We start from the raw sequence: 23,151 nt of genomic DNA on the forward strand, positions 1-23,151 counted from the left end.
CATGAAGCAGTTTCGCATGCCCCGACCCAAAATCGGCATCGCACTGGGCGCCGGCGTGGCGCGAGGATGGACGCATATCGGCGTCCTGAAAGCGCTGACGCGCGCCGGCATCGATGCCGACATCGTCGCAGGCACATCCATCGGCGCGCTTGTCGGCGGCTGCCATGTGGCGGGCAAGCTCGATCCGCTGGAAGAGTTTGCGCGCTCGCTGACGCGCAGGCGGATGCTCTCCCTGCTCGATTTCCGCTTCCGCTCCTCCGGCCTCATCGGCGACGCGAAGCTCGCCGAGCTGATGCGTGATCATCTGTCGGACATCGTCATTGAGAATATGGGAAAGCGTTTCGTCAGCGTCGCGACCGAGCTCACCACCGGCCACGAACTCTGGCTTCACCACGGCAATCTCATTCAGGCGATCCGCGCGTCCTATGCGCTGCCCGGCGTCTTCGCGCCCATCGCCGTCGATGGCCGCTGGCTCATCGACGGTGCGCTCGTGAACCCGGTGCCCGTGTCGGTCGCCCGTGCGCTTGGTGCCCGCGTTGTCATCGCCGTCAACCTGAACAACGATCCCTTCGACCCGGCCGCCCGCCGCCGCGCCCACGAGGCCGCCTTCCCCGGCTACATCCGCGCTTCCGCGCCCATCTCCCCCGAGGACGCCATCCTCCGCGAACTGGAAGAGCAGATCGAGGAAGAGGAGGAGGAAGAGGAAGAAGCCGAGATCGAAACCGAAATGCTGGAAGGCGCCGCTTCACCCGCCGTCGCCGAGCGCATTCGCAAGAGCCTCCGGAACCTCCGCTGGAAGCGCTCGCCCGAACAGGAACTCATGCGCCGCGTCATCGGCGGCAAGCGGCGCGAGCCCGGCATCGCCAGCGTCATGCTCGCTTCGCTGAACATCGTTCAGGACCGCCTTGCCCGCATGCGCATGGCAGGCGACCCGCCGGACATCATGATCGCGCCGATGGTCGGCCATCTGAGCCTGCTCGATTTCGATCATGCGGACGAGTTGATCCGTCTCGGGGAAGAGGCCGCCGAAGAGGCGATCCCCCAGATCCACGAAATCGTCGAGATCATGTCCTGACGCTTCGAGCTTCTTCCGTAAACGGAGGAAAGGAACGAACGTCCCGTCGAGGTCTCCCTCAGCCGGTTGCAAATTTCGCCAGCGAGGCACCCGGGGCGTAGAGGCCGACCGGATGGATCGCGAAGGGAACGAAGCCCGGCAGCGCCTCGATCCGCTCAAGCCAGGCCCGGACATGCGCATAGTCGCCGAGCGCGACATTGCCCTCGGGTGCGCGTGCGACGTAGCTGTAGAGCGCGATATCGGCGATTGTCGGACGATCGGCGGCGAGCCAGCCCGATTGCGCGAGTTCCGCATCCATCAAACCCAGCAGCGCATGTGCGCGAGCGATGGCGGCATCGGCGTCGATCTTCGCGCCGAACAAGGTGACGAGTCTGGCGCTGGCCGGACCCTGGGCAAGCTGGCCCGCGGCGACCGAGAGCCAGCGCTGTACGCGCGCCGCGCCAAGGGCATCCTCCGGATACCAGTCCGTGCGGCCGAACTTCCTGGCGAGATAGACGAGGATTGCATTGGAATCGGCAATCGCCACGCCATCGTCCTCCAGCACGGGAACCTGCCCGAAGGCGTTCATCTTCAGAAAGTCGGCGCTCTTGTGCTGACGCGCCGCAAGGTCGACTTCGATGAGATCGAACGCGGCGCCGATGAGCGACAGGAATAGCCGCACGCGGTGCGAATGCCCGGACTTGGGGCTGTAGTAGAGCTTCATGCGCATTCTCCTTTGTCTGAAAGCAGTTCGTCGGGAAGCGCATCGAGCGTCTTCCGGAAAGGTTCGGTCGACCCCAGCCCTCGGGACAGCACCAGGCTGCCCTGAATGAGCGCCACGCCGCGCTCCGCGCGGTCGCGCGCGACATCGGCGGGGCAGCCCGTCTCTGAGATGACGCCGGCCAGCGTCCCGACAAAGACCTCGAACATCTGACGGATCGCCGCCACGAACGGGCCCGACTTGCCGATGGGCGCCGAAAGCATGTTGAGCAGGCAGGCCTGCTCGCCGCCGCGGTAGAAGCAGTCGAGTTCGCGCGCCATTGCCGCGATGCGTTCTCGCGGCGAGCCCTCGCCCGCCAGCGGCTCGAGCACATGGGCGGTGAGCCAGCGGCCCGCCTCCTGAAGAACCTCGAGACCCATCTGTTCCTTCCCGCCGGGAAAGCGGTGGTAGAGGCTCGCCCTCTTCAGGCCGGCCGCTTCCGACAGCATTGCGAGCGATGCGCCCTCATAGCCGGCATCGCGAAATGTCGCGCCCAGGCGCTCCAGCAATGCCTCGTTTCCAATCAGCGCCTTGCGGGCCATGGCCAAATCTCCATATTTACCGAATGATCGGTTTAATATCTTGACGTCCGTCTGTCTAGCCTCTATTTCATTTTTACCGTTCGTTCGGTATTTTTATAACCTCAAATGGAATCCCCTCATGAGCAAGACCGCCATCATCATCTACTCCGATCCCAAGTCGGGGTCCGAGGAGGCCCTGGGCCGCCTCTTCAACGGCCTGTTCCTCGCTTACGAACTCAGGGAAAAGAAGCGGGACGTCGCCCTCATCTTCCAGGGCGCTGGCACGCGCTGGCCGGCGGACCTCGCCAGGGCCGATCATCCGGCCCATGGGCTTTACGAGGCGGTCAAGGACGTCGTGGCCGGCGTCTGCGGCGGTTGCGCGGATGTCTTCGGCGCCACCGAGGACGTGCGGAAGACCGGCCTCAAGCTCGACTACGAGAAGGCGATTCCCGGAACCCCCGGCGTGCTCGACGTCTCGAGCTACATCGACCAGGGCTACAGCGTGATCAATTTCTGATTTTCCCGTCCGGTGTCCGCCCGCCCCAGGGGCGGGCACCGGCCCCCCTGTCTTGGAGTAGATCGAGCATGAACAGCGAACGTCCCTCGAGCGATATCGCCTTCACCGACACGGTGAAGCAGCTTCAAACCCGCAACGGCTCGCGCGATGCCTATGCCGGCATGGAGGCACGCGGCGGCTGGTCCGACCGCATCACGCCCCCCTTGGCGGACTTCATCGCCCGGCAGAACAGCTTCTACCTCGCGACCGTCAATGCGGAAGGGCAACCCTATATCCAGCATCGTGGTGGACCGCGCGGCTTCCTCAAGCCGATCGACGAGCACACGCTCGCAATGGCGGATTTCAGGGGCAACCGGCAGTTCATCTCGCAGGGCAACCTGCTCGAAAGCGGCAAGGCCTTCATCTTCCTGATGGACTATGCCAACCGCCGCCGCATCAAGATCTGGGGTGAGGCTCGGATGGTCGAGGGCGACGATGCCCTGCTGCAGGCCGTCATGCCCGAGGGCTATGCCGCTGTGCCCGAGCGCCTGCTCCTGTTCAGGGTTTCCGCCTGGGATCCCAATTGCCCCCAGCACATCCCGCGCAAGATCGATGCCGATGAAGTCGATTCCATGCTGGCCGAACGGGACCGGGAAATCGCCGAGCTCAAGGCGCAGATCGAACGGCTGAGGCAGGGAGTTTGAGGATGCGGAAACGTTTCCGGAGAAACGGGTCCAGCCGTCACCCGTTGGCGATGTAAAGGCGCATCGCTTCAGTTTCCATGACGGTCTCGGCGATGCGATGCTTCACCACGTCGCCGATGGAGACGATACCGGCGAGTTCGCCGTTCTCGATCACCGGCAGATGGCGGAAGCGGCCCATCGTCATCGAGTCCATCAACTCGTCGACGGAGTCGTTGAGGCTGCAGGTGACGACGCGCGAGGTCATCACGTCGCGCACCGGCGCATTGAGCGCATTGCCGCCACCGCTCGCAACCGCTTTCACGATGTCGCGTTCGGACACGATGCCCATGACCTTCTTGTCCTGCATCACCACCGCGGCGCCGATCCGGCGCTCCGTCAGCAGCACGGCAACATCGCGAAGCGTCGTGTCGGGGCTCACGCTCGTGACATCCGAACCCTTGGCCTTCAGGATGGTGGCGACATTCATGGCGTTCCTCCGCATGTTGGACCCGGCAGGCCCCACCGCTGCGGTCCCTCCCCGCACCGGCTTTCCCTCAAGAATGATGCGGCATTCCGTCGCGTCCGACAAGAAGATACATGCAAATCGCAGGAATCTGCCGTTTCCGAAGGAGCCTTCGGGACCGGCTTTGACTTCCCCCTCCGCCGCCGGATAATCGGGCTCTGCCTTTGTTGAGTCCCGCGATCCGACGGCCCTCCCCTTGCCCCAAATAAAGAGAAGAAGCGGCTCACCCATGTGGCAACGCGCCTATCTCCACCGCCTGAAACGCGACATCGACCTCTGGATCGAGCGCGGCTGGGTCACGCCCGCAAGCGCCGAGGCGATCCTGAAATCGGCGGAGGACCGTCCCTCTGTGCGGCGCATGCCCGCCATCCTCGCAATGCTCGGCGCGGTGTTGATCGGTTTCGCGGTGATGAGCTTCGTCGCCGCCAACTGGGCGGAGATTCCGAAACTCGTCAAACTCGTCATGATCTTCGGCGCCATGTGGGCAGCATGGATCGCCGCCATTCCGCTTGAGCGCCGCGGCCATCCCGCTTTCGCGCAGGCCGCCGTCCTGATCGGCCTCGGCCTCTTCGGCGGCGGGATCATGCTCATCGCGCAGATCTATCACATCGTCACGGACGATCCGGGCGGCGTCCTTGCCTGGTGCATCGCTTCGCTCGCAGCGGCATGGCTTCTCCCATCCCGTCCCGCCCTCGCGCTCGGCATCCTCCTCGCCATTGTCTGGACCGGCTTCACCCTGAGCCTTGAAGAGACCACGCCGCATTGGGCCTTCTGGTTGCCATGGGCCGCCGCCTTCGCGCTTTCGCTCCGCCTGTCATGGATGCCCGGCTTCCACCTCGCGCTCATAGCGGGCTTCATCTGGCAGGCGATCTGGGGCCCTTCCATCGGGGAGAGTTTCCGCATCGACCCTGCCTGGCTCGCGCTCTTCTATCTCCTCGAAGCCCTCGCCATCTGGCTCGCGGCGCTCTTTATGTCGGGCCGCGCGCCGCGCTTTGCCACCGCCGCTGCGGCCTATGCCATCGTCATCGCCTTCGCCCTCTTCTGGGTCTGGCAGTTGAGCCCCGACCGCGCGCTCGGCGAAAATGCCATCCTCTATTCGCCCCTGCTTCTCGCCATGCTGGGGATCGTCGCGGTGCTTGCGGTTCTCGATGTCGCGCGCGGCCTGCTGGAGCTGCGCCACGCGGCCGGCATCGCCGTCCTCGCGCTCGCCTCGCTCGCCTACCCCATGCTCGACAGCGCCGCGCCCGAGCTCGTGCCCTGGGTCTATGCCGCGCTCTTCCTCGCGCTCGCCGCCTGGCTTGTTTCCTATGGCGCGGCACATGAGTTCCGTTTCGCCGTCAATTTCGGCTTTGTCGCCTTCGGCGCGGAAGTTCTCTACCTCTACTTCGAGACACTGAACACGCTGCTCGACACCGCGCTCTTCTTCGCGCTCGGCGGCGTGCTGCTCATCGCCGGTGCTCTCGTCATGGAGCGCATGCGCCGCCGTCTTGTCGCGACTGTCGAAGGAGACGCAGCATGAACCGCTTCGCCCTCGCCGTCCTTGCTCTCGTCGTCGGCCAGTCGCTCTTCCTCGGCGCCATGGTCTGGGACCGCGTCTCGCTGCTCCGCTCCGAAAATGTCGTGACGCTCAAAACCGCCCCCGTCGATCCGCGCGACATCTTCCGCGGCGACTACGTCATCCTCACCTACGACATTGCTCAACTTCCGCTTGCCTATCTCGAAGGCGATAGCGACTTCACCTCCGGCGATACCGTTCTCGTCGAACTCGCACAGGAAAACGAAACATGGAAGGCCGTCTCCGTCTGGCATGAAGGCCACGAGGCCGCACCTGACGATCGGATAATTCGCGGACGGATTAGCTACATATCGCCGCCAGCAACGACCGCATCTCCGGGAACCGAAGGGGATGTTCCCGCACCTCCATGCACCGACTGCTCTGTGTTGAACGTGAACTACGGCATCGAAAGCTATTTCGTTCCCGAGGGCCAAGGCCGCGAACTCGAAAACATCCGCAACGACGGCAAGCTCACCGTCGATGTCGCTCTCGGGAAGGACGGCACCCCCGCCATCAAGCAGCTCCGCATCGACGGTGAACCCGTCTACGAAGAACCGCTCTTCTGAGTCCCTCCGACAAGCGTCATTGCGAACGCACATCGGCGCGCGCAATTCCAGCATCGTGACGTTTCAATGACAGTCGTGTGACACTTGCCGTGCTTTGTCCCCGCCCCCGGGGATTAATCGGCCCCGCGCCAGTTGCCATGAAAACCGAAGGGAACGCGCGTTGGAAGCTCGGCGCGGGCGATCGGGCCGCGCGAAATGTCTTCCGCGTCGAGCACCACGAAGTCGCTGATGTTCCGGTCCGTGTCGTAGACGAGCGACACGAGATAGCCGTCGCCTTCGGCCGCATCCGCCTTGCTCGGCACGAAGACGGGCTCATGCACATATTTGCCGCTGCCCGGTTCCCACGCCTTGCGCGCGCCGGTCTGAAGATCGATGTGGACGAGCGTGTCGTAGGACGAACCCGGCCGCTCCTTCGGGCGCATCATCGCCGCGTAATAGCCATGGCGATAGCCATGTCCGGCGAAGCGTTCGTCGAAGCGCGGAAACTCGCCGCCGAGATCGGTGATCTGTTCTTCCGTATACGTATCGGAATTGCCGTCGAGATCGAACGTCCAACGCACCAGCATTCCCTGCTCGTCCCTGAGGTCGAGCGGCGCCTTCGTGCCGTCCGCGCTCGGGAAAAGCGGCACGCGGCTGTACTTCATCATGTCCGCGATGACGCGCGTCTTCCCGCCCTCATGGGACGTATAGGCATTCATCGGATGATAGACGTAGCAGGGATCGCCCGTGAACCAGCGGATCGTGTCGACGCTCGCATCGCGCGCCATGATGCCGATATGCGTGCCCGCATCGGGGTCCCACGCGATCGTCGGCCCGCCCTTCATGATGCGCTCCACGTCGATCGTCGCTGGAAAGATCGGAAAGATCACGTGTTCGTCGGTCACGATGAAATCATGCACCATGCTCGCATAGGGCGTCGGGAACATGTCGGTCCGCATGAGTTTCCCGTCGCGGTCCACCACCTGATAGGACATGACCGCGCTTCCCGGACCCGCCGCCATATAACCGAAGAAGTGCATCTCGCCCGTGCGCGGATCGAATTTCGGATGCGCCGTCATCGGCCCTTCATACTTGCCCTCGAAGGTCCATGAGCCGCGCGTGTCGAGCGTGTCGCCATCCATCGCGACCGGCGAATTGCCTTCGTCGAGCGCAAGCAGCTTGCCCGCATGCCAGACGATATTCGTGTTCGCGACATTGCGCTTGATGCTCTCCGCCCCCGCGACGCCCGCTTCGCCGAAGCCCGTCGGCACCAGCCGCTCGCCCGCCTTGCGCTGCGCCTCGTACTGCTCCGTGCGCACCCAGCGGTTGCGATAGCTCGCCTTGCCGTCTTCCACATGGATCGCATGCACCATGCCCTCGCCGAGGAACCAGTGATGTTTGTCACCGAATGGCGGAAACATCGGGTTCGGACCGTTGCGGTAAAGCGTTCCCGCGAGGTCGCGCGGCAATTCGCCTTCCGTGACCACGAGCTCGGGCGCATCGCACTCCGCCATCACCGGCGCAAAATTCGCTTGCAGGAAGGGGTTGTTCGGAAAGGGCTTCGACATCTCGGGTCCTCCTGGACGGCTTCGCCGCGCCATGTTTATAACAGTGTTATATTTGCTATAATGAAAGCGGCTGGACTTGTCGTCAAGCCTGTTCGATAGAAAGCGCATGAGTATGGGTACGGAAATGAGTGCCGCCGATGCGCGGCGCAGCGCCCAGCGCGAGGCGCTTCTGGACGCGGCGAGCGAAATGCTTGTCCATGGCGGCCCGGACGCCATTTCCCTGCGCAAGCTCGCAACCCGCGTGGGCACCTCCACCATGGCCGTCTACACGGCGTTCGGCGGCAAGGAAGGCCTGATAACGGCCCTCTTCGACGAGGCCTATGACCGTCTCGCTGCGGCCGAGGAAGCGGTGCCGAAAAACCGCGAACCGCTGCGCCGCCTGCACGATCTGGCACTTGCTTATCGCAGCTTCGCGCTGAAGAACCCGTCCTACTACGCGCTGATGATCAGCTCGACGCTTCCCGTGCCGGCTGCGCTTCGCCACGGCGAAGCCGCGGACGGCAATCCGGCCGCCCGCAACGTCTCGGGCCACCGCTCCTATCGGATCATGCTCGAAGCGGTGACGGCCTGTATCGGGGAAGGAAGCCTTCCGGCCAATGTCGGGGCGGATGTTCTTGCCGATGCCCTGTGGGCGGTGGTCCATGGCCTGTGCAGCCTGGAACTCGCGGGCTTTCACGCGAGCGCGAAAGCCGCGGAGAAGCGCTTCAACGTAACGACGGGAGCGATCCTCCGCGGATTGTTGACGCCCGAAGGGCGGAAAAAACTCGACAGCCTCAATCGGGATGAGTGACGGACGGGAAACGTCCGAGCGGGAACGGCTTTTCCTCGCGCGCGAAGATCACGAAGGCAAGGCACTCCCACACATACTGGATGAGGTTACGGCTGAAGGCGCGCAACTCCTCGTTCTTGTTGCCGGTGATGAGAACGACGACGAACTGCAACGCGCCCAGAAAGATCGCGACCGAGAAGGCGATATTGCCGAGAAACCAGAACGCGATCATGTAGAGAAGGCGAAACCACAACTCCTTGCGCTGCGACGGAGCCTCGCCGTCATAAGCCGTATGCGCACCTTCGGGCTGTCCGTCCGAATGCGCGGATGTGTCGCTCATGGGATCTCCTCCTGAAAAAGGCCATGGGGGTAAAGGGCCTTTTTTCTATGTGGTTCGCCCGCCAGCGGATTCAATGACCCCCGTTTTCCCGGCCCTGGTCTCCCAGCCACTCGCCATAGCCGACATTGCCCGGCCCCCCGGAAGGCGACAGGCGCAGCGGGTCGAAGAAGCCAAACAGCAGCAGCCCGAACAGGAAGCCGCCGAGATGCGCTTCCCACGCGACCTGCGCCGTCACGCCGAAAATACCGCTGAGCGGCGTCGCCCCGAACAGCACATTGAGCCCGATCCAGACGCCGGCGAAGATCAGCGTTCGCCGGTCCTTGAGCGCCACGAGAATGCCCGCGCGCCGCGCCGCGCCGCCGCCCGGATGGCCGCTGCTACGTCCGCCGAGCGCCCCGAGTGGCCCCCCCGCAAGGAACACGAAGCGCGCCGCGCCCCCCATCAATCCGGAAATCGCCGCCGAGGCGCCGACAACCGGAATGTCCGAGCCCGGATAGAGAACGACATGCAGGCCGGCGCCCGCGATGCCGCACAGGAAATAGAAGAGGAAAAAGCGCGCCGTGCCGAGCCGCCGCGCCACCGGCGATCCGAAAGCGAGCAGCCAAACGCTGTTGACGATGAGATGCTCCCATCCGCCATGCAGGAATGTGTAGGTGATCGGCGTCCAGAACTGCGCGCCCACGCCGCCCGGAAAATCAGGCTGAAGCACGGCGATCTCCGGAAGGTAGCGCGCCGGGATCAGCGAAAAGAAAAGGATGATCTGCTCCTGCATCTCCCAGGACAGCGAGACGGCGAGAAGATGCACACCGATGATGAGCGCGAGGAGCGCGAGCACCGGGCCCGGCACATTGAAGGCCGGCGGTTCCCGCCGCGGCGGCAGGCCGGTCGAATAGGGATCAGCCATGAAGAAGCGCCGCCTCCACCAGCGGGAGCCGGTCGTTGCCGAAATACATGTCGGTCTCATTCACATACATGGTGGGCGAACCGAAACCGCCGCGCGCAATGAGCTCTTCTGTATTGGCCCGGAGCCGGCCCTTCACATCGTCGCTCTTGATCCGCTCGCTAACCTCGTTCCAGTCGAGCCCGGCGGCCGCGCAGACTTCTTCGAGCACCTCCGGCTGGCTGATATCCTTGAGATCGCCCCAGTAGCTGCGGAACGTCGCCCAGGCGAATGCCGGTAGCTTACCCTTGTTCTGCGCCACGATTGCCGCCCGCATCGCATCGACCGAGCGCACGGGAAACACCGGCGGCCTTCCGATCTCGATGCCGCAAAAGCGTGCCCAGTCCTGCAGATCCTTGACGTAGTACCGGCCTTTGACGGGATGCGGGTTCGCCCGCACCTCATAGACGCTTTCGTTAACGGCATTGAACACGCCGCCGACAAGGATCGGTTTCCACACCATCTCCGCCTTCGTCCGCTCGACCAGAGCCTCGATCCGGCTGAAGGCGAGATAGGTCCACGGGCTGGAGCAATCGAAGAAGAATTCGAGCTTTGCCAATTTGTCCGTCCGTTTTCGGGAATGCCAATTGCAATTGGCGCGGAGTGTCGCGCGCTCGGAGACATGCCGCAACCTGCTTTTCCCGCCTGTTGCAGCGCGGCACAGCCTTAACGGGAAGTTGACGTGCCGAAACGGGAAAGCCCGTGCCAGAGCCGCCGCAGACGATCCCGCGCAATCGGAAAGCTTAACGGGTGGAGCGGGAAAACATCCTGAAAACCGCAGATTTCTGCGGTTCTTAACGAAAGGTAACTGCTGGCACACCGGTTGCAGACCTACGGGCAACAGAGCGGTCGGCGGCGCGCCGGCAAGATCGAAAAACAATGATCGCCAGCGCCAGCCATCGACCGATGACCATCAGGAGGCCAAAGTGTTTTCAACTGTTGTGACGAATGCGGCGAAGAAGGGAATGCCCAAGCGTACGCTGGGAGCTCTCGCCATGGCTTTCGCACTTACGGGCTGTGTCAGCGCCAATGCGGGCTCCGATGGCCGCTATGCTGCGCCGATCGGCAACGCCCCCGTCATCAACAACGAGACGCCCTATTCCAACGCGCTGCGCTGCCTCGCGAACCACGTGCCCGCCAGCACGACGGCGACGCGTATCGCGGTCGGCAACATCCGCGACTACACCGGCAAGTCGGAAGCCGATGGCACCGGCATGAAGATCACGCAGGGCGCCTCGCTGATGGCGATGTCCGCTCTCGGAAAGGCCGGCGTGCCGCTCGTCGAGCGCTACGACACCTCGATCACCGAACTCGAACTCAAATACACCAACAACAAGCTGATCGGCGACGGCGGCGAGCAGGACGACTACCGCAAGATCTATGCGGGCGAGATCCGCGGCTCCGACTACTACCTCGTCGGCGGCATCACCGAACTCAACTTCAACATCCAGTCCGGCGGCCTCAATGCAGGCTTTGCAGAAGGGGGCGACATGGGCGCGGCGGCGAATGCTTCCGCTTCCACCTACGTCATGAACATCGGCCTCGACCTGCGCCTTGTGAACAGCCGCACGCTCGAAGTCGTCGACTATGTTTCCTACCAGAAGCAGATCGTCGGCCGTGAGATCAAGGCAGGCGTGTTCGACTTCTTCGGCGGCAATCTCTTCTCGCTTGGCCTCGGCACCAGCGCACAGGAACCGCTCCAGCTCGCGGTCCGCGCCGTTGTCGAACGCGCCGTGCTGAAGCTGCTGGTTCCTCTCTATGAGGTGAACCCGGCCGACTGCGCCCGCTTCCCCGGCAACAAGGACCCGATGGGCCAGATCGACTATCGCCAGGCCAATCCCGGCGCGAAAGCGAAGCCGGTGAACAGCCAGCGTGTCGCGCAGGCTCCCTCCTCCGCGCGCGAAGAACGCAGCCCCGCCGGCAACGATCCCTATGCCTACTACTCGGAGCCGGACTTCGATGCCGGCAGCCTCCGCGGCGGCACTTACTGATCCAGACTTCCCACCGAATTATCGGCGATGTCGGAGACCGAAATGAAAAACGACATCGCCGGTTCCCACCCTCAATGCGTCTTGCTGGTCGGCCTCCGGCACGCGCTTGAGAGCACAGGCGGGGCTTGCCCGCCGATCCCGGAACAGGAGTTCTGAATTTCCTTTTCCGTTCCGGAAGACCACTTGGGAGGGCCTCGCGCCCTCCCTCTTTTTTGCGGCTTATCCCGCAAAAGCGGCGACTGTCATCGAAATGTCATCGATACGTCACATCCGACGGGCCTGTCCCCCCGGAAGAATAGCGATGGTGAAATTAGGGTGCTCGTTTCCCGACCCGATTCCCCGACTTGAAACCCGAATGTCGCGAGCCGGCTGGAGATATCCCCACCCGCGTTCTGTCCGGAAATGGGACGAACAATTATCCTTCCGCGAGCTTGAGCATCACGACGCCCGTCACGATGAGGGCGATGGCGGAAAGACGGAGGGGAGACGCGCTCTCGCCGAGCACGACGATGCCGAGAACGGCCGCGCCGACGACGCCGATGCCGGTCCACACGGCATAGGCGGTTCCCAGCGGCAGCGTCCGCATCGCCTGGACGAGAAACCAGACGGCGGCGAGAAGCGCCGCGACGTTGAACGCCACCATGAGCGGCTTCGTGAAGCCGTCGCTTGCCTTGAGCGTAAAGGCCCAGACGATTTCAGCCGCGCTTGCGACGAGAAGATGGAGCCAGGCCATGTGCCTCTCCTGACGAAGAAGCGAGGCCGTCCCCGCGGATGACGTGAAGGACATATCCTTCGGCGGGGCCGTCCCCGCCTGATGCAGTTATAGCAAAGCGGGCGGGAACCGGAAGTCCCGGAACAGGCAGCATCCGGCGGCTGAGCCTGGAGCAAAAAGTGTTGCACCTTGTGTGAGTCTCTTTATATTGACACTGATTGTGTCAATATAAAGCTGGGAGCAATTCATGATTTTCGAAATTCGCAGGCTCGCGCTTATGTGCGCGGTCGCTCTCTTTTCCGGGGCGGCCGCCCTCTTCGCACATCCTGCCATCGCGGACAGCGGCTCGGCGGCAGGCAAATGGATGATCCACCACCCGCTAAGCGGCGAGCCGCTCATGATCGTCGAGATCGAGGAAAATGACGGCGCGCTGGAGGGTCATATCGTGAAGCTCGCCAGCGGCCCGGAAGACGCGATCTGCTGGAGCTGCACGGGCGAGAACAAGAACAAGCCGCTCGCCGGCATGAAATTCCTCGCAGGCTTCCGCCCCGACGCGATGGGCTGGAGCGGCGGCTTCCTGCTGCGGCCGGCGACGGGCACGGTTTCTCCCGCTCACCTCGAACTCGTGGACGGCGGCCGGGCGCTGCTGATGACGACGGGCCGTGGGCCCCTCCGGGTCGACCAGAAATGGGAGCGGATCGACTGATCCCGTCACAAAACCTTGCCGAACCCGCGTGCGAGCCTGCTTGGCCTCGCATGCGGGTTCGTGTATATTGGCAGTTACAATGCCAAATATAGGCCAACCAGACCAAAAAGTTGGGGGAGAGAAACATGACGATCCGGCTTCACATTGCCTCCCTGGCGCTTCTCGCCGCGGCGGCTTTCGCCCTGCCCGCCTCCGCCGATACCGGCTCGCCGCTCGGCAAGTGGCGCACCTTCGACCCGGACACGGGCGCGCCGAAAACGGTGGTCGAAATCACCGAAACGGACGGCACGCTGACGGGCACCATCGTCGAACTGCTCGATGACGGCGAAACCACCTGCTCGCAATGCGATGGCGACAGGAAAAACCAGCCGCTCCTCGGCATGCCGGTCCTCTGGGGTCTGACAAATAAGGGCGACGAATGGTCTGGCGGCACGATCCTCCGCCCCGCCAACGGCAAAACGGCGAACGCCAGCCTCGAACTCACCGATGGCGGCTCGAAACTCGAGGTCACCGGCTCGAAAGGCATCATGAGCCGCAGCCAGACCTGGGAACGCGTGGAGTAGGACGCACGCAAAGCACAGGCTTCCTCAGGGCGGTTCTTCCTCCGGCCGCCCCCGGCTCCCGTTTGCCTCACCCCTCACGAGATCGGGCAGGCGGGAGCCGCTTTGTTCTAGTGGCCTGCATGGGGAGGACAGTCCCGACGGAGAGACTTTCGCCGGGATGACATCTTGTTTGGAGCACGTAGAAAAGAAATCGGGGAGAGCTTTCGCTCTCCCCGTCTCAGGACCGGCAGCAGGGCGCGGATGAAGCAGGCTGACGCCCCGCCGTCGTAATCCTTAGTAGCCGACACCGCCGGAGAAGAAGGCCCCGCCCGTCGCCGCGACTTCTTCGCCCTTTTCGCTCTTGCGGATGAAGACCTCGGCATAGGCCATGCGCGTCGCCGCCGGAACCTGGGAATAGCCGTAGTCCCGCTGCTGCGGCACGCAGGCGAGCATGCCGTTCGAACCGTGGCGGAGAGCTTCGCCGGGGCGGCACTCGATCACATAGCCGCCGAGGTAATCCGGCTTCGCATTGTCGCCCTTGCCAGCCATGCGGCCGATCGTGGCGACGAGCATGTCGCCGGCGACGCAATGGAAGAGTTCGACATCGTCTTCCGGGCCGATTTCGGTAACCGTGCTGCTGACGCGCGCGGCCTCTTCCAGGCCCTTTGCGCTGACGCAGATCGCCTTCACCGGCTTCAAGACGCTTGCCGTACGCACGATCACATTGAGCGCGCCCACCGGCGCCGCCTGGGGCGCGGAGACATAATAGCTCGAACCGCCACCGCCATAGCCGCCGCCGCTGCCATTGCCGATCGCGACCGAACTCGTACGGTCGAGCGCGGACGAGGCGCTGTCCGCCGCCGCATTCGCATTGGCGATGGCCGAGGCAGTCGCCGATGCCGTGGCGCTGGCATTGGCGTTCACATTCACCTCGACATTGACGTTGTTCTCGTTGTGGTTGTTGTTCGTGTTGGTGTTGGTGTTGGTGTTGTTGTTGTAGTTGTTGTTCTCGTTGTAGTTGATGTTCTTGTTGCTGTTGTAATTGATGTTTTTGCTGCCGCCCTTGCCGCCGCCATGGCCCTTGCCGCCACCGCCATCGCAACCGCAATCGTTGCTCGGAGGCGGAGGCGGAGGCGGATTGCAGCCACCGCCACATGCCGAAGCGGGATCGGCGCCGCCGAGGGCATAGAAGAACACCGCAGCGCCGAAGGCCACCGCCACGAGCGCCAGCCTGCTGCTGGCCGTCTTTTTGAAAATCATCTGCTTCATCCTGACACTCCCGGTCCAAATGGACACGTTGGCCTGCGTCTTTTCCGGACCTTGTCCGGCTCTTGTGCGCCACGATGCAGAAGCCGTGCCGCCGCGGCCGAAACGGCGTGCGGACAGCCGCCCAATGGTTAACGCCCCGCCGCGGGACGTCGCCGGTGGCCGGAACACCGCGCCAACGGACGCGCGTTAACGCCTCTCCCATGCCCCCTGCACGCGCCATGCCTCGCAACTTGTTGAAGCTTCAACCAAATTTCGCGGGCCTGCCCCGCCGCCGGCTGTCTCATTAACGGTTGGCACGCTTTCTGCTCTCTCACACCCGTCCCCGCAATCGGGCGCCAGGGCCCGTACCGGATCGAAACGGCAGCCTGATGCGGGACAAATGAGAGGGGAAGCGACCCGAAACGGGACGTTTCGCCGGGAATGAGTTAGGATTTTCCGCATGGGGCTTAACGGGGGCATTCCCCTGCCAGGCGGAATGGCGCGGCAGGGGATGATGGCTATGAAGCACAAGAACAATCAGGCGCTGTTCGACTACTGGAACGCGATCCGCGCCGGGCGCCCTGCGCCGCGCCGCGCCGAAATCGAGCCCGGCGACATCCGCCGCATTCTTCCTTACGTGTTCATTCTGGAACGGAAAGATCGCGACACCTGCCGTTTCCGTCTCGCGGGAACGGGCCTCTGCCGGACCTACGGCATGGAGTTCCGCGGCCACAATCTCCTCTCCATGTGGTCGGATGATTGCGCCGAAAACCTGAAGCAGGCGCTGGACGATGTGTCCACCAACGCCACGGTCTCCGTCGTCGAATACACCGCCGCAACGAATGACGGCCACGAAGCCACCTTCGAAATGATCCTGCTCCCGCTTGCGCATGAAGACGGGACGATAACCCGCGTCCTCGGCGCGGCCGTCCCGGTCGATCAGTTCACCTGGATCGGCGATAGGCTTCTCGCTCGTCAGTGGATCGACCGCCTGCGCCGCCTCGATCCCGAGCGGATGCCGAAACATGGCCTTGCAGCCGAAAACGTCGCGCGCCGCATCCTGGCCGAGAAGCCGCCGGTTGCGATCTCAAGCATCGCCAGCCATGCCAGCCGCAAGCCGCCGCTTCGCGGCGAACGCTCCTATCTTCGGCTGGTGAAAACGGCAACCCCCACGGGAAACGAAGAGCGCGGCTGACAGGCGGCGAAGCATCAACAAAAAAGCCGGTGTCTCGCGACACCGGCTTTTGTTTTGCTTAGGCGAGAGATCAGGCTGCGTTGCCGACCCGGTCCTCTGCAATGGTCACGTTCTCGGAAGGCAGCGGCGCCTTTCCGAGAATATCGTCCGAAATCTTCTCGGCGATCATGATGGTCGGCGCGTTGGTATTGCCACCGACAAGCGTCGGCATGACCGACGCATCGATGACGCGCAGGCCTTGCAACCCATGCACGCGGCACTTCGCATCGACCACGGCCATGGGATCCGTGCCCATCTTGGCCGTGCCGACGGGATGATAGATCGTCTCCGCGGTCTCACGGATCCATGCATCGACCTCGTCGTCGCTCTGCTTGCCCGCACCCGGCCAGAACTCCGGCCCGCGATAAGCGTCCATCGCGCGCTGCGAGATGATGTTGCGCACGATCTTCACGCCCTCGCGCATCACCACGCGGTCATATTCAGCCGAGAGATAGTTCGGCTGGATGAGCGCGTAGTCGCTCGGGTTTGTCGACTTGAGCGCGATATACCCCCTGCTTTCCGGACGAAGCTGGCAGACATGGACAGTGAACCCGTGCCGGTCCGACTTCACGCGTGCGTGGTCACGCATCATCGCCGCCACGAAGTGAAGCTGAATGTCCGGGATTTCAAGCTCGGACCGCGTCTTCAGGAAAGCGCCGGACTCGAGACCGTTCGACGTCGCAAGGCCCGTCTTGAAGAACGTGTACTGCATGCCCGTCATGAGCTGCTTCAGCGGGTTCGACACCGTGCTGTGCAGCGTGATCGGCTGCGTGCACTCGTAGATCACCGTGCAGTCGAGATGGTCCTGCAGGTTCTGGCCGACGCCCGGCAGGTCCGCCACGACATCGATACCGAACTTCCTGAGATATTCGCCCTTGCCAATACCCGAGAGGAGCAGCACCTGCGGCGAGTTGACGGCGCCGCCCGAAAGGATGACTTCCTTGCCGGCCCGCGCCACTTTCGTTTCGCCCTTCTGCGTATATTCGACGCCGACAGCCTTCTTGCCCTCGAAAAGAATGCGCGAGGTAAGCGCCTCGACCTCGACCGAAAGGTTCGGACGGCTCAGCGCCGGAACGAGGTAGCCCTTGGCCGCGCTGCAGCGCTGACCGTCCTTGATGGTGAGCTGATAGGGGCCGACGCCTTCCTGCTGCGGTCCGTTGAAGTCTTCCGTATAGGGATGACCGGCCTGCTTGCCCGCTTCCACGAAGGACTCGAAGAGCACGTTCGTCTTGCGCGAGTTGCTGACGCCAAGCGGTCCCTCGCCGCCATGGAAGGCGCTGTTGCCGTTCTCGTTGCCTTCCGAGCGGCGGAAATAGGGCAGCACGTCCGAGAAGCCCCAGCCTTCGAGGCCGAGCTGGCGCCACATGTCGTAGTCGCGCGCATGGCCGCGAATGTAGATCATGCCGTTGATCGAGGAGGAGCCGCCGAGCACCTTGCCGCGCGGCCAGTAGAGCTTGCGGTTGTTGAGGAAGGGCTGGCCCTCCGTGTCGTAGCACCAGTTGGCGAGGTCCGTGCCGATCAGCTTGCCGACGCCGGCCGGCATGTGGATCATGAAGTTCGAGTCCTTCGATCCCGCCTCCAGCAGCAGAACCTTGTTCGACGGATTTTCCGACAAACGGTTGGCCAATACGCAGCCGGCACTTCCGGCACCGATGATGATGTAGTCGAACTCGCTCATAAGCTTTGTTTCCGGTCTTTGTTTATGACCACCCTGTCCCTGCATGCGCGGAAAGAACTCTTTCCTGCGCGGCGAGGCGGCGGACGGCGCCCGTTCCTGGCTGACTCAGCCATTTCCTGGCCGATTTTTCCTGATTGGTCGGAATATGGCGCGATTGTCGGGAATTGCCGAAGCTGACGCAAGCGTCAATTTTCTGCAGTAAAGGCTGCCGGCTCTCTCCGAAATGGTATCAAAACGGCCCGTGAGGACTGTTCCGGTAAAAATTCATTAACTGTGACGCGCGTATTCTGGCACCGGAATTCAGCGCCTTCTTGCGCGTCTACTGACAGGCCAGGCTCTATGCAACCCGAACACGACGAACGCCGCCGTTATCAGCGCGTCGCCTTTGAGGCGAAGGGCCGCTTCCTGGCACCCGACGGATCGGAACATCCCTGCTCGATTCGCGACATGTCGCTCGGCGGCATCGCGATCTCGTCCGACGCGCCCATGGAAATTGGCGCGCAGATCATCGTCTATTTCGACGAATTCGGCCGCTTTGAAGGCCCCGTGGTCCGCTGCTTCGATGGCGGCTTTGCGATCGAAACCGCCATCGCCGGCCCGCGGCGCGAACGCCTGCGTCAGCGCCTCGAGGCCCTCGCCCGCGGCGAAAAGATCGATATCTCGGCCCGTCGTGCCTTCGCCCGTTACGCGCCCGGCGAGGCGGGTCTCGAGGAGAGCTCGGTCCTCACCCTCGCGGACGGCCAGTCCATGCCCTGCCGCATCATCGACATGTCGCTCGGCGGCGCTCAGGTCGCGGTCGAAAACCGGCCACCGATCGGCACCGGCGTCTCGATCGGCCGCATGACGGGCCGCGTGGTGCGCCACACCGAGGAAGGTGTCGGCATCCAGTTCACCGATATACCCGAGCGCGCGACCGCTCTTTCCCGGCCCTTCGGCTGATATTTACGGCCGGGCCCTGTTGCCCGGCTCCCCCATCTCTCTAGACTTCCCCCTGACGCCGCGCAGACGGCGGAGATTAAAGGGGGCCGATTTGTCCGGAGAGCATCTCACCACCACCATCGAAAATGGCATCGCCATCCTCACCATGGATGACGGACGAGCCAATGCGCTTGGCCACGCCATGATCGGCGCGCTGCATGCCGCCCTCGACCGCGCCGAGAAGGAAGCAAAGGCTGTCCTCATCCTCGGCCGCGAAAACCGCTTCTGTGCCGGTTTCGACCTGGATGTCATGGGCTCCGGCCCGGAAAACGTACGGAAACTGGTGACCGCGGGCGCCGAACTGCTCATGCGCCTCTATGAATACCCGTTGCCCGTGGTGATGGCCTGCACGGGCCACGCGCTGGCGGCAGGCGGCCTGTTGCTCCTCTCCGCGGACGCGCGGATCGGCGCCGAGGGTTCCTTCAAGATCGGCCTTCCCGAAGTCGCCATCGGCATGACCATGCCCGTCTTCGGCATCGAGCTCGCCCGCGACCGCCTCGCCCGCAACCGCTTCACGGAGGCCGTCACCCAGGCCCGGATCTACGGCCCTGCCGAGGCCGTCGCGGTCGGCTACCTCGATGCGGCGGTGCCTGCGGGCTCGTTGCTGGAAACCGCAAAGGCGCGAGCGGGAGAACTCGCCGCCCTGCAGCAGCCGGCCTTCGCAAACACCAAGCACAAGGAGCGCAAGGCGACGATCGGCCTCATTCGCAGCACCATGAAGGCGGATTCAGGAACCTTCGACGGTGCGCAATAGCGCCGGTAATAGCCTGGAAAAAAAATTTCAACCGGCCCTAGGGGATCGGATTGACGCCGCGCCGCTTTCGGCAAGACAGCAGAGACGATCATCCGCGTCCCATGGCAGGTGCCGGAAAAGCCCTGAAAATATTGGGTTTTTGTCTCTGTATCCAATCGGGACAATTTTAGGCGCATTCAGCTCGTTCAAATTTTAGGAAAACCCGTTTCAAGTTTGCGGCTTGTTTGCGTCAAATTACTGTCCCGGATTTAAACGGCCACAAATTCCTGACTGCCATTCTCCCACTCAAGGTTTCGGCAGTTGGATGGGTATCATGTTGTGGCGTGCGAAAATCACGATAGCGGCGAGCGCCTTGGCGCTTCTGGCGGGTTGTCAGTCCCCCGGCTATGTCGGCAGCATCACCTCCGCACATTTTGAGCGCACATCCGAGGCGCAGATCGTCACCGCGAGCATGCCGACCTATCAGCAGGTCGCAGCACCTTTCGGCTATGTCGGCTTCTGTGTCCGCAACCCGGATGAATGCGGGGGCGGTACGGACGCGCCGCAGGCCGCCGCGATGACGCCGGAGAAGTGGACGGAGCTCAACAAAGTCAACGACTACGTCAACAGCGCCATCCCGCAGGTCAGTGACGCGGCGCTCTATGACCGGGACGAGTGGTGGTCCTATCCCGACGCGCGGGGCGGCGACTGCGAAGACCTCGCCATGATGAAGCGCAAGCTCCTGATCGAGCGCGGCTGGGCGCCCGAAAACCTTCTCATCTCCGTGGTGCGCGAATGGAATGGCGACGGCCACGCCGTCCTGCTCGTGACGACCGACCGCGGCGAATTCGTGCTCGACAACAAGAACTGGGAGATCGTCGCCTGGACCGACGCCCCCTATCAGTGGATCAAGCGTCAGTCGCGCGAGCGGCCCTTCATCTGGGTCAATCTCGACCACAGAACAATGCGCACCGCACATATCGAAGTTCCGCCTCTCGGTGAACAGGCGCCGTTCCTCGCCATTCTCCGCAAGACGGAAAAGCCCACCCTCCGTCCGGGCGTTTCAGACGGTCAGACCGCGAGCCGCAGCGCATCGAAGGAGAAACCCACGGCCGCGATCAACTGACCTACCGACCGGATCCCCGCCCCCCATTGGATCCGGTCCTGTCGAGGCCGGTCCTGTTGCTCCCCCCGCAGCAGGACCGGTTCTTTTTTCTGCGAGCCTTATTTTCCCGCCCATTTGGGCTTGCGCTTTTCGGCGAAGGCGCGCGGCCCCTCGATCAGGTCCTCGCTCTTGAAGAGCGCGGCAACCGCCGGATATTTTCCTTCGATCGCCTGTCGCAGGTTCGCTTCGTCGAGACCTTTGTAGACCGACTCCTTGGAGGCGCGGATCGACATGGGCGAGCATTCCATGATGAGGCCGGCCCAGCGCTTTGCCGCGGCGAGAAGCTCGCCTGCCGGGACAACCTCGTTCACGAAGCCAAGCTCCTTGCCTTCCTTCGCCGGAACCTGACGTCCGGTAAGGATCATGCCCATGGCCTGCTTGGTGCCGATCTGGCGTGGCAAGCGGTGAAGGCCGCCGGCAAGCGCCGCGAGGCCGACCTTCGGCTCCGGCAGCGCAAAGACCGCATTTTCGGATGCGATGATGAGGTCGCAGGCAAGCGCGATCTCGAAACCGCCGCCCATCGCGACGCCGTTGACGGCGGCGATGACCGGCTTGTTGAGGTCGTAGCGCGCGGTCAACCCCGCAAAGCCCGACGCCGGAACCTCGAGTTTGCCGCCTTCGGCCTGAAAGCGCAGGTCGTTGCCGGCGCTGAAGGCGCGCTCGCCCTCGCCCGTGATAATCGCAACCCAGAGGTCCGGATCGGCGGCGAAATCGTCGAATATCTTCTCAAGTTCGAAATTGGCCGGCGGATGCAGCGCGTTCATGCGCTCCGGCCGGTTTATGGTGACGACAAGAAGGTGCCCGTCGCGTTCGGCCTTGCAGAATTCAGTCATCGGCATTCCCCGTTAATCCGCGTTAACTTTCGCGTGTTTTGTCGATCTGGCCGAGACTTTGCCCGCTCGTCCGGGCCTCCGCAAGCGCATGTCTGTTGACGTTGCGGTAACCAAAACCATCTAAAAATGTAACGAACGATGTACCGAATCCCGCTTCGGCGGCCCCTCATGTCGAACGTAGAACCCATGGCGCAAGTAAACGAAGCATCGGCCCATACCCAGGCGGACAGCATCCCTTCGCATCGCTGGGTGCTGAAATATGGCGACAAGGTTTACGGGCCTTACAGCTACGAGGCCATGAAGGGATATGTTGCCGAAGGGCGCGTCGCCGAGCACAGCATGATCGCCCCTGAGGGAACCCCCGCAGGCGCCGGCATGTGGCAGCACGCAGTCGACATTCCTGCCTTCGCCGTTCTTTTCCGCGCGCCAGCCGAGGTCGAAGAACAACCCGTCGAACCTGCTGCGGAAGAACCGCGAACCGAGGAAATCGAATCCTCCGCCGAACTCGCGGCAACGGAAGTCTACGAAGCGGAAGAAACCGTTGCCGCCGCCGAGCCGGTCCGCAAACCAGAGCCGGCTCCCGAAGCCGCGGACGAGCGCTCTGCCTATGGCCCGGGCAAGGGTCAGGTCGACCGGCGCCGCCAGCCCGACACAGCCAACTTCATCATCGTTCTCGACATCAAGGCACGCTTCGCCGGGCCGCTGGAACAGGCGATCATGTCGCTCGGACCGGCCTACAAACTCGCTGCCAATGTCTGGTGCGTGAACACCGATGCAACGGCGGCCGGTCTTCTCAACGAACTCAGCCAGCATATCGGGCGCACGGACACCATGTTCATCGCCGACACGACCCGCGATCGCACGGCATGGAGTTCCATGGGCCCCGAAGTTGACGCAAAAATTCGCCGCGTCTGGCGCCGGACTTACTGACGCAACCGGACCTGCCTGCGCGATAAAATAACCGCGCAAGGTGGCGATCCAGGTCATGTGCTGTTAGTCTTCCCTTGCTGATGATTTGAGGGCCTTCAGGCTTATTTCCTGAAGGCCCTCATTTTTTATCGGCCAATGTTTATCGAGTGAAGTTTGATCGAGACGCGCGGCCGCCTGCCTGCAGGCAATTGCCGCCGCGCAGAAAGGCAAGGCAATGGCAGCAGCACAGAACGGCGACCGCGTGAAGGTTCACTACACCGGCAAGCTGAACGACGGCACCGTCTTCGACACGAGCCGTGAAGGAGACCCGATCGAATTCGCCATCGGCAGCCAGATGGTGATTGCCGGATTCGAAAACGCGGTCCTCGGCATGGAACCTGGCGACAGCAAGAGCTTCACGGTGGCATCCGCCGAAGCTTATGGCGAACACGATCCGCGCTTCGTGCAGGACGTTCCCCGCAGCGAACTTCCGCCGGAACTCGAACCGCAGCCGGGCATGCGTCTGTCCGCGACCGGAAGCGACGGCCGCGAAATCGGACTCGTCATAACGGAAGTGAACGACAGCGCGGTGCGCCTCGACGCGAACCACCCGCTGGCGGGCGAAGACCTGACATTCGAGATTCAGCTGGTCGAAATCGCCGCCTGAG

Annotated in this window: 26 protein-coding genes; 15 read left to right on the forward strand and 11 right to left on the reverse strand. The window is 63.2% G+C overall.

The window, feature by feature from the left end; translation table 11 throughout:
- Positions 1 to 16: 16 nt before the first annotated feature.
- Entirely contained in the window at positions 17 to 1,075 is a 1,059-nt protein-coding gene (locus ACKUUH_RS09375; protein ID WP_407949638.1) for a patatin-like phospholipase family protein, read from the forward strand.
- 58 nt (positions 1,076 to 1,133) lie between these two features.
- On the opposite strand, the gene ACKUUH_RS09380 is transcribed toward ACKUUH_RS09375, so the two are convergent.
- Both ACKUUH_RS09380 and ACKUUH_RS09385 read right to left on the reverse strand, forming a co-directional pair.
- A complete protein-coding gene (locus ACKUUH_RS09380; protein ID WP_407949639.1) occupies positions 1,134 to 1,778 on the reverse strand; it encodes a glutathione S-transferase family protein in 645 nt (214 codons plus the stop codon).
- A complete protein-coding gene (locus tag ACKUUH_RS09385; protein WP_407949640.1) occupies positions 1,775 to 2,356 on the reverse strand; it encodes a TetR/AcrR family transcriptional regulator in 582 nt (193 codons plus the stop codon). Before ACKUUH_RS09385 ends, ACKUUH_RS09380 begins: the two co-directional genes overlap by 4 nt.
- Positions 2,357 to 2,474: 118 nt before the next feature.
- Here ACKUUH_RS09385 and ACKUUH_RS09390 point away from each other — a divergent pair, with 118 nt between their 5' ends.
- Together ACKUUH_RS09390 and ACKUUH_RS09395 are read left to right on the forward strand one after the other, a co-directional pair.
- Positions 2,475 to 2,852: a DsrE family protein gene (locus tag ACKUUH_RS09390; protein ID WP_407949641.1), complete on the forward strand. Its 378-nt coding sequence runs from the start codon at positions 2,475 to 2,477 to the stop codon at positions 2,850 to 2,852.
- Positions 2,853 to 2,920: 68 nt separating this feature from the next.
- Complete coding sequence (locus ACKUUH_RS09395) at positions 2,921 to 3,535, forward strand: pyridoxamine 5'-phosphate oxidase family protein (protein WP_407949642.1); 615 nt, start codon at positions 2,921 to 2,923, stop codon at positions 3,533 to 3,535.
- Positions 3,536 to 3,572: 37 nt separating this feature from the next.
- Here the strand turns inward: ACKUUH_RS09395 and ACKUUH_RS09400 are convergent, their stop codons facing one another.
- A complete protein-coding gene (locus ACKUUH_RS09400; protein WP_407949643.1) occupies positions 3,573 to 4,001 on the reverse strand; it encodes a CBS domain-containing protein in 429 nt (142 codons plus the stop codon).
- Between the two features lie 265 nt (positions 4,002 to 4,266).
- Here ACKUUH_RS09400 and ACKUUH_RS09405 point away from each other — a divergent pair, with 265 nt between their 5' ends.
- Positions 4,267 to 5,556 (forward strand): DUF2157 domain-containing protein, encoded by a 1,290-nt coding sequence (locus ACKUUH_RS09405; protein WP_407949644.1) that lies wholly within the window; start codon positions 4,267 to 4,269, stop codon positions 5,554 to 5,556.
- On the forward strand, positions 5,553 to 6,158 hold the full coding sequence (locus tag ACKUUH_RS09410; protein WP_407949645.1) for a GDYXXLXY domain-containing protein: 606 nt from the start codon (positions 5,553 to 5,555) through the stop codon (positions 6,156 to 6,158). Before ACKUUH_RS09405 ends, ACKUUH_RS09410 begins: the two co-directional genes overlap by 4 nt.
- 113 nt (positions 6,159 to 6,271) lie before the next feature.
- Here the strand turns inward: ACKUUH_RS09410 and ACKUUH_RS09415 are convergent, their stop codons facing one another.
- Positions 6,272 to 7,705, reverse strand: a complete 1,434-nt coding sequence (locus ACKUUH_RS09415) for a carotenoid oxygenase family protein (protein ID WP_407949647.1) — start codon at positions 7,703 to 7,705, stop codon at positions 6,272 to 6,274.
- Between the two features lie 106 nt (positions 7,706 to 7,811).
- Between ACKUUH_RS09415 and ACKUUH_RS09420 the strand changes: the two genes are divergently transcribed.
- Positions 7,812 to 8,495, forward strand: a complete 684-nt coding sequence (locus ACKUUH_RS09420; RefSeq protein WP_407949648.1) for a TetR/AcrR family transcriptional regulator — start codon at positions 7,812 to 7,814, stop codon at positions 8,493 to 8,495.
- Here the strand turns inward: ACKUUH_RS09420 and ACKUUH_RS09425 are convergent.
- The 3 genes from ACKUUH_RS09425 to ACKUUH_RS09435 all read right to left on the reverse strand — a co-directional run bounded on the left by ACKUUH_RS09425 (position 8,479) and on the right by ACKUUH_RS09435 (position 10,313).
- Positions 8,479 to 8,814, reverse strand: coding sequence for a DUF4389 domain-containing protein (locus ACKUUH_RS09425; protein WP_407949649.1), 336 nt, complete (start codon positions 8,812 to 8,814; stop codon positions 8,479 to 8,481). The two genes, ACKUUH_RS09420 and ACKUUH_RS09425, sit on opposite strands and share 17 nt — an antisense overlap.
- 70 nt (positions 8,815 to 8,884) lie before the next feature.
- Positions 8,885 to 9,718: a rhomboid family intramembrane serine protease gene (locus ACKUUH_RS09430; protein ID WP_407949650.1), complete on the reverse strand. Its 834-nt coding sequence runs from the start codon at positions 9,716 to 9,718 to the stop codon at positions 8,885 to 8,887.
- Positions 9,711 to 10,313 (reverse strand): 2-hydroxychromene-2-carboxylate isomerase, encoded by a 603-nt coding sequence (locus tag ACKUUH_RS09435; RefSeq protein ID WP_407949651.1) that lies wholly within the window; start codon positions 10,311 to 10,313, stop codon positions 9,711 to 9,713. Before ACKUUH_RS09435 ends, ACKUUH_RS09430 begins: the two co-directional genes overlap by 8 nt.
- 367 nt (positions 10,314 to 10,680) lie before the next feature.
- Between ACKUUH_RS09435 and hfaB the strand changes: the two genes are divergently transcribed.
- Positions 10,681 to 11,745, forward strand: coding sequence for a holdfast anchoring protein HfaB (gene hfaB / locus ACKUUH_RS09440; RefSeq protein WP_407949652.1), 1,065 nt, complete (start codon positions 10,681 to 10,683; stop codon positions 11,743 to 11,745).
- Between the two features lie 415 nt (positions 11,746 to 12,160).
- On the opposite strand, the gene ACKUUH_RS09445 is transcribed toward hfaB, so the two are convergent.
- A complete protein-coding gene (locus ACKUUH_RS09445; protein WP_407949653.1) occupies positions 12,161 to 12,478 on the reverse strand; it encodes a DMT family transporter in 318 nt (105 codons plus the stop codon).
- Between the two features lie 226 nt (positions 12,479 to 12,704).
- Here ACKUUH_RS09445 and ACKUUH_RS09450 point away from each other — a divergent pair, with 226 nt between their 5' ends.
- Positions 12,705 to 13,163, forward strand: coding sequence for a DUF2147 domain-containing protein (locus ACKUUH_RS09450; protein WP_407949654.1), 459 nt, complete (start codon positions 12,705 to 12,707; stop codon positions 13,161 to 13,163).
- Positions 13,164 to 13,288: 125 nt separating this feature from the next.
- Positions 13,289 to 13,726: a DUF2147 domain-containing protein gene (locus ACKUUH_RS09455; RefSeq protein ID WP_407949655.1), complete on the forward strand. Its 438-nt coding sequence runs from the start codon at positions 13,289 to 13,291 to the stop codon at positions 13,724 to 13,726.
- Positions 13,727 to 13,999: 273 nt separating this feature from the next.
- Here ACKUUH_RS09455 and ACKUUH_RS09460 read toward each other — a convergent pair whose 3' ends face one another.
- Positions 14,000 to 14,965 (reverse strand): hypothetical protein, encoded by a 966-nt coding sequence (locus ACKUUH_RS09460; RefSeq protein WP_407949656.1) that lies wholly within the window; start codon positions 14,963 to 14,965, stop codon positions 14,000 to 14,002.
- Positions 14,966 to 15,473: 508 nt separating this feature from the next.
- Here ACKUUH_RS09460 and ACKUUH_RS09465 point away from each other — a divergent pair.
- Positions 15,474 to 16,148, forward strand: a complete 675-nt coding sequence (locus ACKUUH_RS09465; protein ID WP_407949657.1) for a PAS domain-containing protein — start codon at positions 15,474 to 15,476, stop codon at positions 16,146 to 16,148.
- A 70-nt stretch (positions 16,149 to 16,218) separates the two neighbouring features.
- Here ACKUUH_RS09465 and ACKUUH_RS09470 read toward each other — a convergent pair whose 3' ends face one another.
- On the reverse strand, positions 16,219 to 17,865 hold the full coding sequence (locus ACKUUH_RS09470) for a choline dehydrogenase (protein WP_407949658.1): 1,647 nt from the start codon (positions 17,863 to 17,865) through the stop codon (positions 16,219 to 16,221).
- A 339-nt stretch (positions 17,866 to 18,204) separates the two neighbouring features.
- Here ACKUUH_RS09470 and ACKUUH_RS09475 point away from each other — a divergent pair, with 339 nt between their 5' ends.
- From ACKUUH_RS09475 to ACKUUH_RS09485, 3 genes are all read left to right on the forward strand, one after another.
- On the forward strand, positions 18,205 to 18,804 hold the full coding sequence (locus ACKUUH_RS09475) for a PilZ domain-containing protein (RefSeq protein WP_407949659.1): 600 nt from the start codon (positions 18,205 to 18,207) through the stop codon (positions 18,802 to 18,804).
- Between the two features lie 91 nt (positions 18,805 to 18,895).
- Positions 18,896 to 19,597 (forward strand): crotonase/enoyl-CoA hydratase family protein, encoded by a 702-nt coding sequence (locus ACKUUH_RS09480; RefSeq protein ID WP_407949660.1) that lies wholly within the window; start codon positions 18,896 to 18,898, stop codon positions 19,595 to 19,597.
- Between the two features lie 313 nt (positions 19,598 to 19,910).
- Positions 19,911 to 20,702, forward strand: a complete 792-nt coding sequence (locus ACKUUH_RS09485; RefSeq protein WP_407949661.1) for a transglutaminase-like cysteine peptidase — start codon at positions 19,911 to 19,913, stop codon at positions 20,700 to 20,702.
- Positions 20,703 to 20,800: 98 nt separating this feature from the next.
- Here ACKUUH_RS09485 and ACKUUH_RS09490 read toward each other — a convergent pair whose 3' ends face one another.
- Positions 20,801 to 21,574, reverse strand: a complete 774-nt coding sequence (locus ACKUUH_RS09490; RefSeq protein ID WP_407949698.1) for an enoyl-CoA hydratase-related protein — start codon at positions 21,572 to 21,574, stop codon at positions 20,801 to 20,803.
- 168 nt (positions 21,575 to 21,742) lie between these two features.
- Here ACKUUH_RS09490 and ACKUUH_RS09495 point away from each other — a divergent pair, with 168 nt between their 5' ends.
- Positions 21,743 to 22,504, forward strand: a complete 762-nt coding sequence (locus ACKUUH_RS09495) for a hypothetical protein (protein ID WP_407949662.1) — start codon at positions 21,743 to 21,745, stop codon at positions 22,502 to 22,504.
- A gap of 214 nt (positions 22,505 to 22,718) precedes the next feature.
- On the forward strand, positions 22,719 to 23,150 hold the full coding sequence (locus ACKUUH_RS09500; protein WP_407949663.1) for a peptidylprolyl isomerase: 432 nt from the start codon (positions 22,719 to 22,721) through the stop codon (positions 23,148 to 23,150).
- Position 23,151: the final 1 nt, after the last annotated feature.

It is taken from the genome of Parvibaculum sp. (assembly GCF_045863935.1).
In the GTDB taxonomy this organism is placed as follows: Bacteria; Pseudomonadota; Alphaproteobacteria; order Parvibaculales; family Parvibaculaceae; genus Parvibaculum.

Bases quoted from the DNA above. Each gene is read 5' to 3' on its own strand.
- ACKUUH_RS09375 (WP_407949638.1), top strand. From the start codon at position 17: ATGCCCCGACCCAAAATCGGCATCGCACTGGGCGCCGGCGTGGCGCGA.
- ACKUUH_RS09380 (WP_407949639.1), bottom strand. From the start codon at position 1,778: ATGAAGCTCTACTACAGCCCCAAGTCCGGGCATTCGCACCGCGTGCGG.
- ACKUUH_RS09385 (WP_407949640.1), bottom strand. From the start codon at position 2,356: ATGGCCCGCAAGGCGCTGATTGGAAACGAGGCATTGCTGGAGCGCCTG.
- ACKUUH_RS09390 (WP_407949641.1), top strand. From the start codon at position 2,475: ATGAGCAAGACCGCCATCATCATCTACTCCGATCCCAAGTCGGGGTCC.
- ACKUUH_RS09395 (WP_407949642.1), top strand. From the start codon at position 2,921: ATGAACAGCGAACGTCCCTCGAGCGATATCGCCTTCACCGACACGGTG.
- ACKUUH_RS09400 (WP_407949643.1), bottom strand. From the start codon at position 4,001: ATGAATGTCGCCACCATCCTGAAGGCCAAGGGTTCGGATGTCACGAGC.
- ACKUUH_RS09405 (WP_407949644.1), top strand. From the start codon at position 4,267: ATGTGGCAACGCGCCTATCTCCACCGCCTGAAACGCGACATCGACCTC.
- ACKUUH_RS09410 (WP_407949645.1), top strand. From the start codon at position 5,553: ATGAACCGCTTCGCCCTCGCCGTCCTTGCTCTCGTCGTCGGCCAGTCG.
- ACKUUH_RS09415 (WP_407949647.1), bottom strand. From the start codon at position 7,705: ATGTCGAAGCCCTTTCCGAACAACCCCTTCCTGCAAGCGAATTTTGCG.
- ACKUUH_RS09420 (WP_407949648.1), top strand. From the start codon at position 7,812: ATGAGTATGGGTACGGAAATGAGTGCCGCCGATGCGCGGCGCAGCGCC.
- ACKUUH_RS09425 (WP_407949649.1), bottom strand. From the start codon at position 8,814: ATGAGCGACACATCCGCGCATTCGGACGGACAGCCCGAAGGTGCGCAT.
- ACKUUH_RS09430 (WP_407949650.1), bottom strand. From the start codon at position 9,718: ATGGCTGATCCCTATTCGACCGGCCTGCCGCCGCGGCGGGAACCGCCG.
- ACKUUH_RS09445 (WP_407949653.1), bottom strand. From the start codon at position 12,478: ATGGCCTGGCTCCATCTTCTCGTCGCAAGCGCGGCTGAAATCGTCTGG.
- ACKUUH_RS09450 (WP_407949654.1), top strand. From the start codon at position 12,705: ATGATTTTCGAAATTCGCAGGCTCGCGCTTATGTGCGCGGTCGCTCTC.
- ACKUUH_RS09455 (WP_407949655.1), top strand. From the start codon at position 13,289: ATGACGATCCGGCTTCACATTGCCTCCCTGGCGCTTCTCGCCGCGGCG.
- ACKUUH_RS09460 (WP_407949656.1), bottom strand. From the start codon at position 14,965: ATGATTTTCAAAAAGACGGCCAGCAGCAGGCTGGCGCTCGTGGCGGTG.
- ACKUUH_RS09465 (WP_407949657.1), top strand. From the start codon at position 15,474: ATGAAGCACAAGAACAATCAGGCGCTGTTCGACTACTGGAACGCGATC.
- ACKUUH_RS09470 (WP_407949658.1), bottom strand. From the start codon at position 17,865: ATGAGCGAGTTCGACTACATCATCATCGGTGCCGGAAGTGCCGGCTGC.
- ACKUUH_RS09475 (WP_407949659.1), top strand. From the start codon at position 18,205: ATGCAACCCGAACACGACGAACGCCGCCGTTATCAGCGCGTCGCCTTT.
- ACKUUH_RS09485 (WP_407949661.1), top strand. From the start codon at position 19,911: ATGTTGTGGCGTGCGAAAATCACGATAGCGGCGAGCGCCTTGGCGCTT.
- ACKUUH_RS09490 (WP_407949698.1), bottom strand. From the start codon at position 21,574: ATGACTGAATTCTGCAAGGCCGAACGCGACGGGCACCTTCTTGTCGTC.
- ACKUUH_RS09495 (WP_407949662.1), top strand. From the start codon at position 21,743: ATGTCGAACGTAGAACCCATGGCGCAAGTAAACGAAGCATCGGCCCAT.
- ACKUUH_RS09500 (WP_407949663.1), top strand. From the start codon at position 22,719: ATGGCAGCAGCACAGAACGGCGACCGCGTGAAGGTTCACTACACCGGC.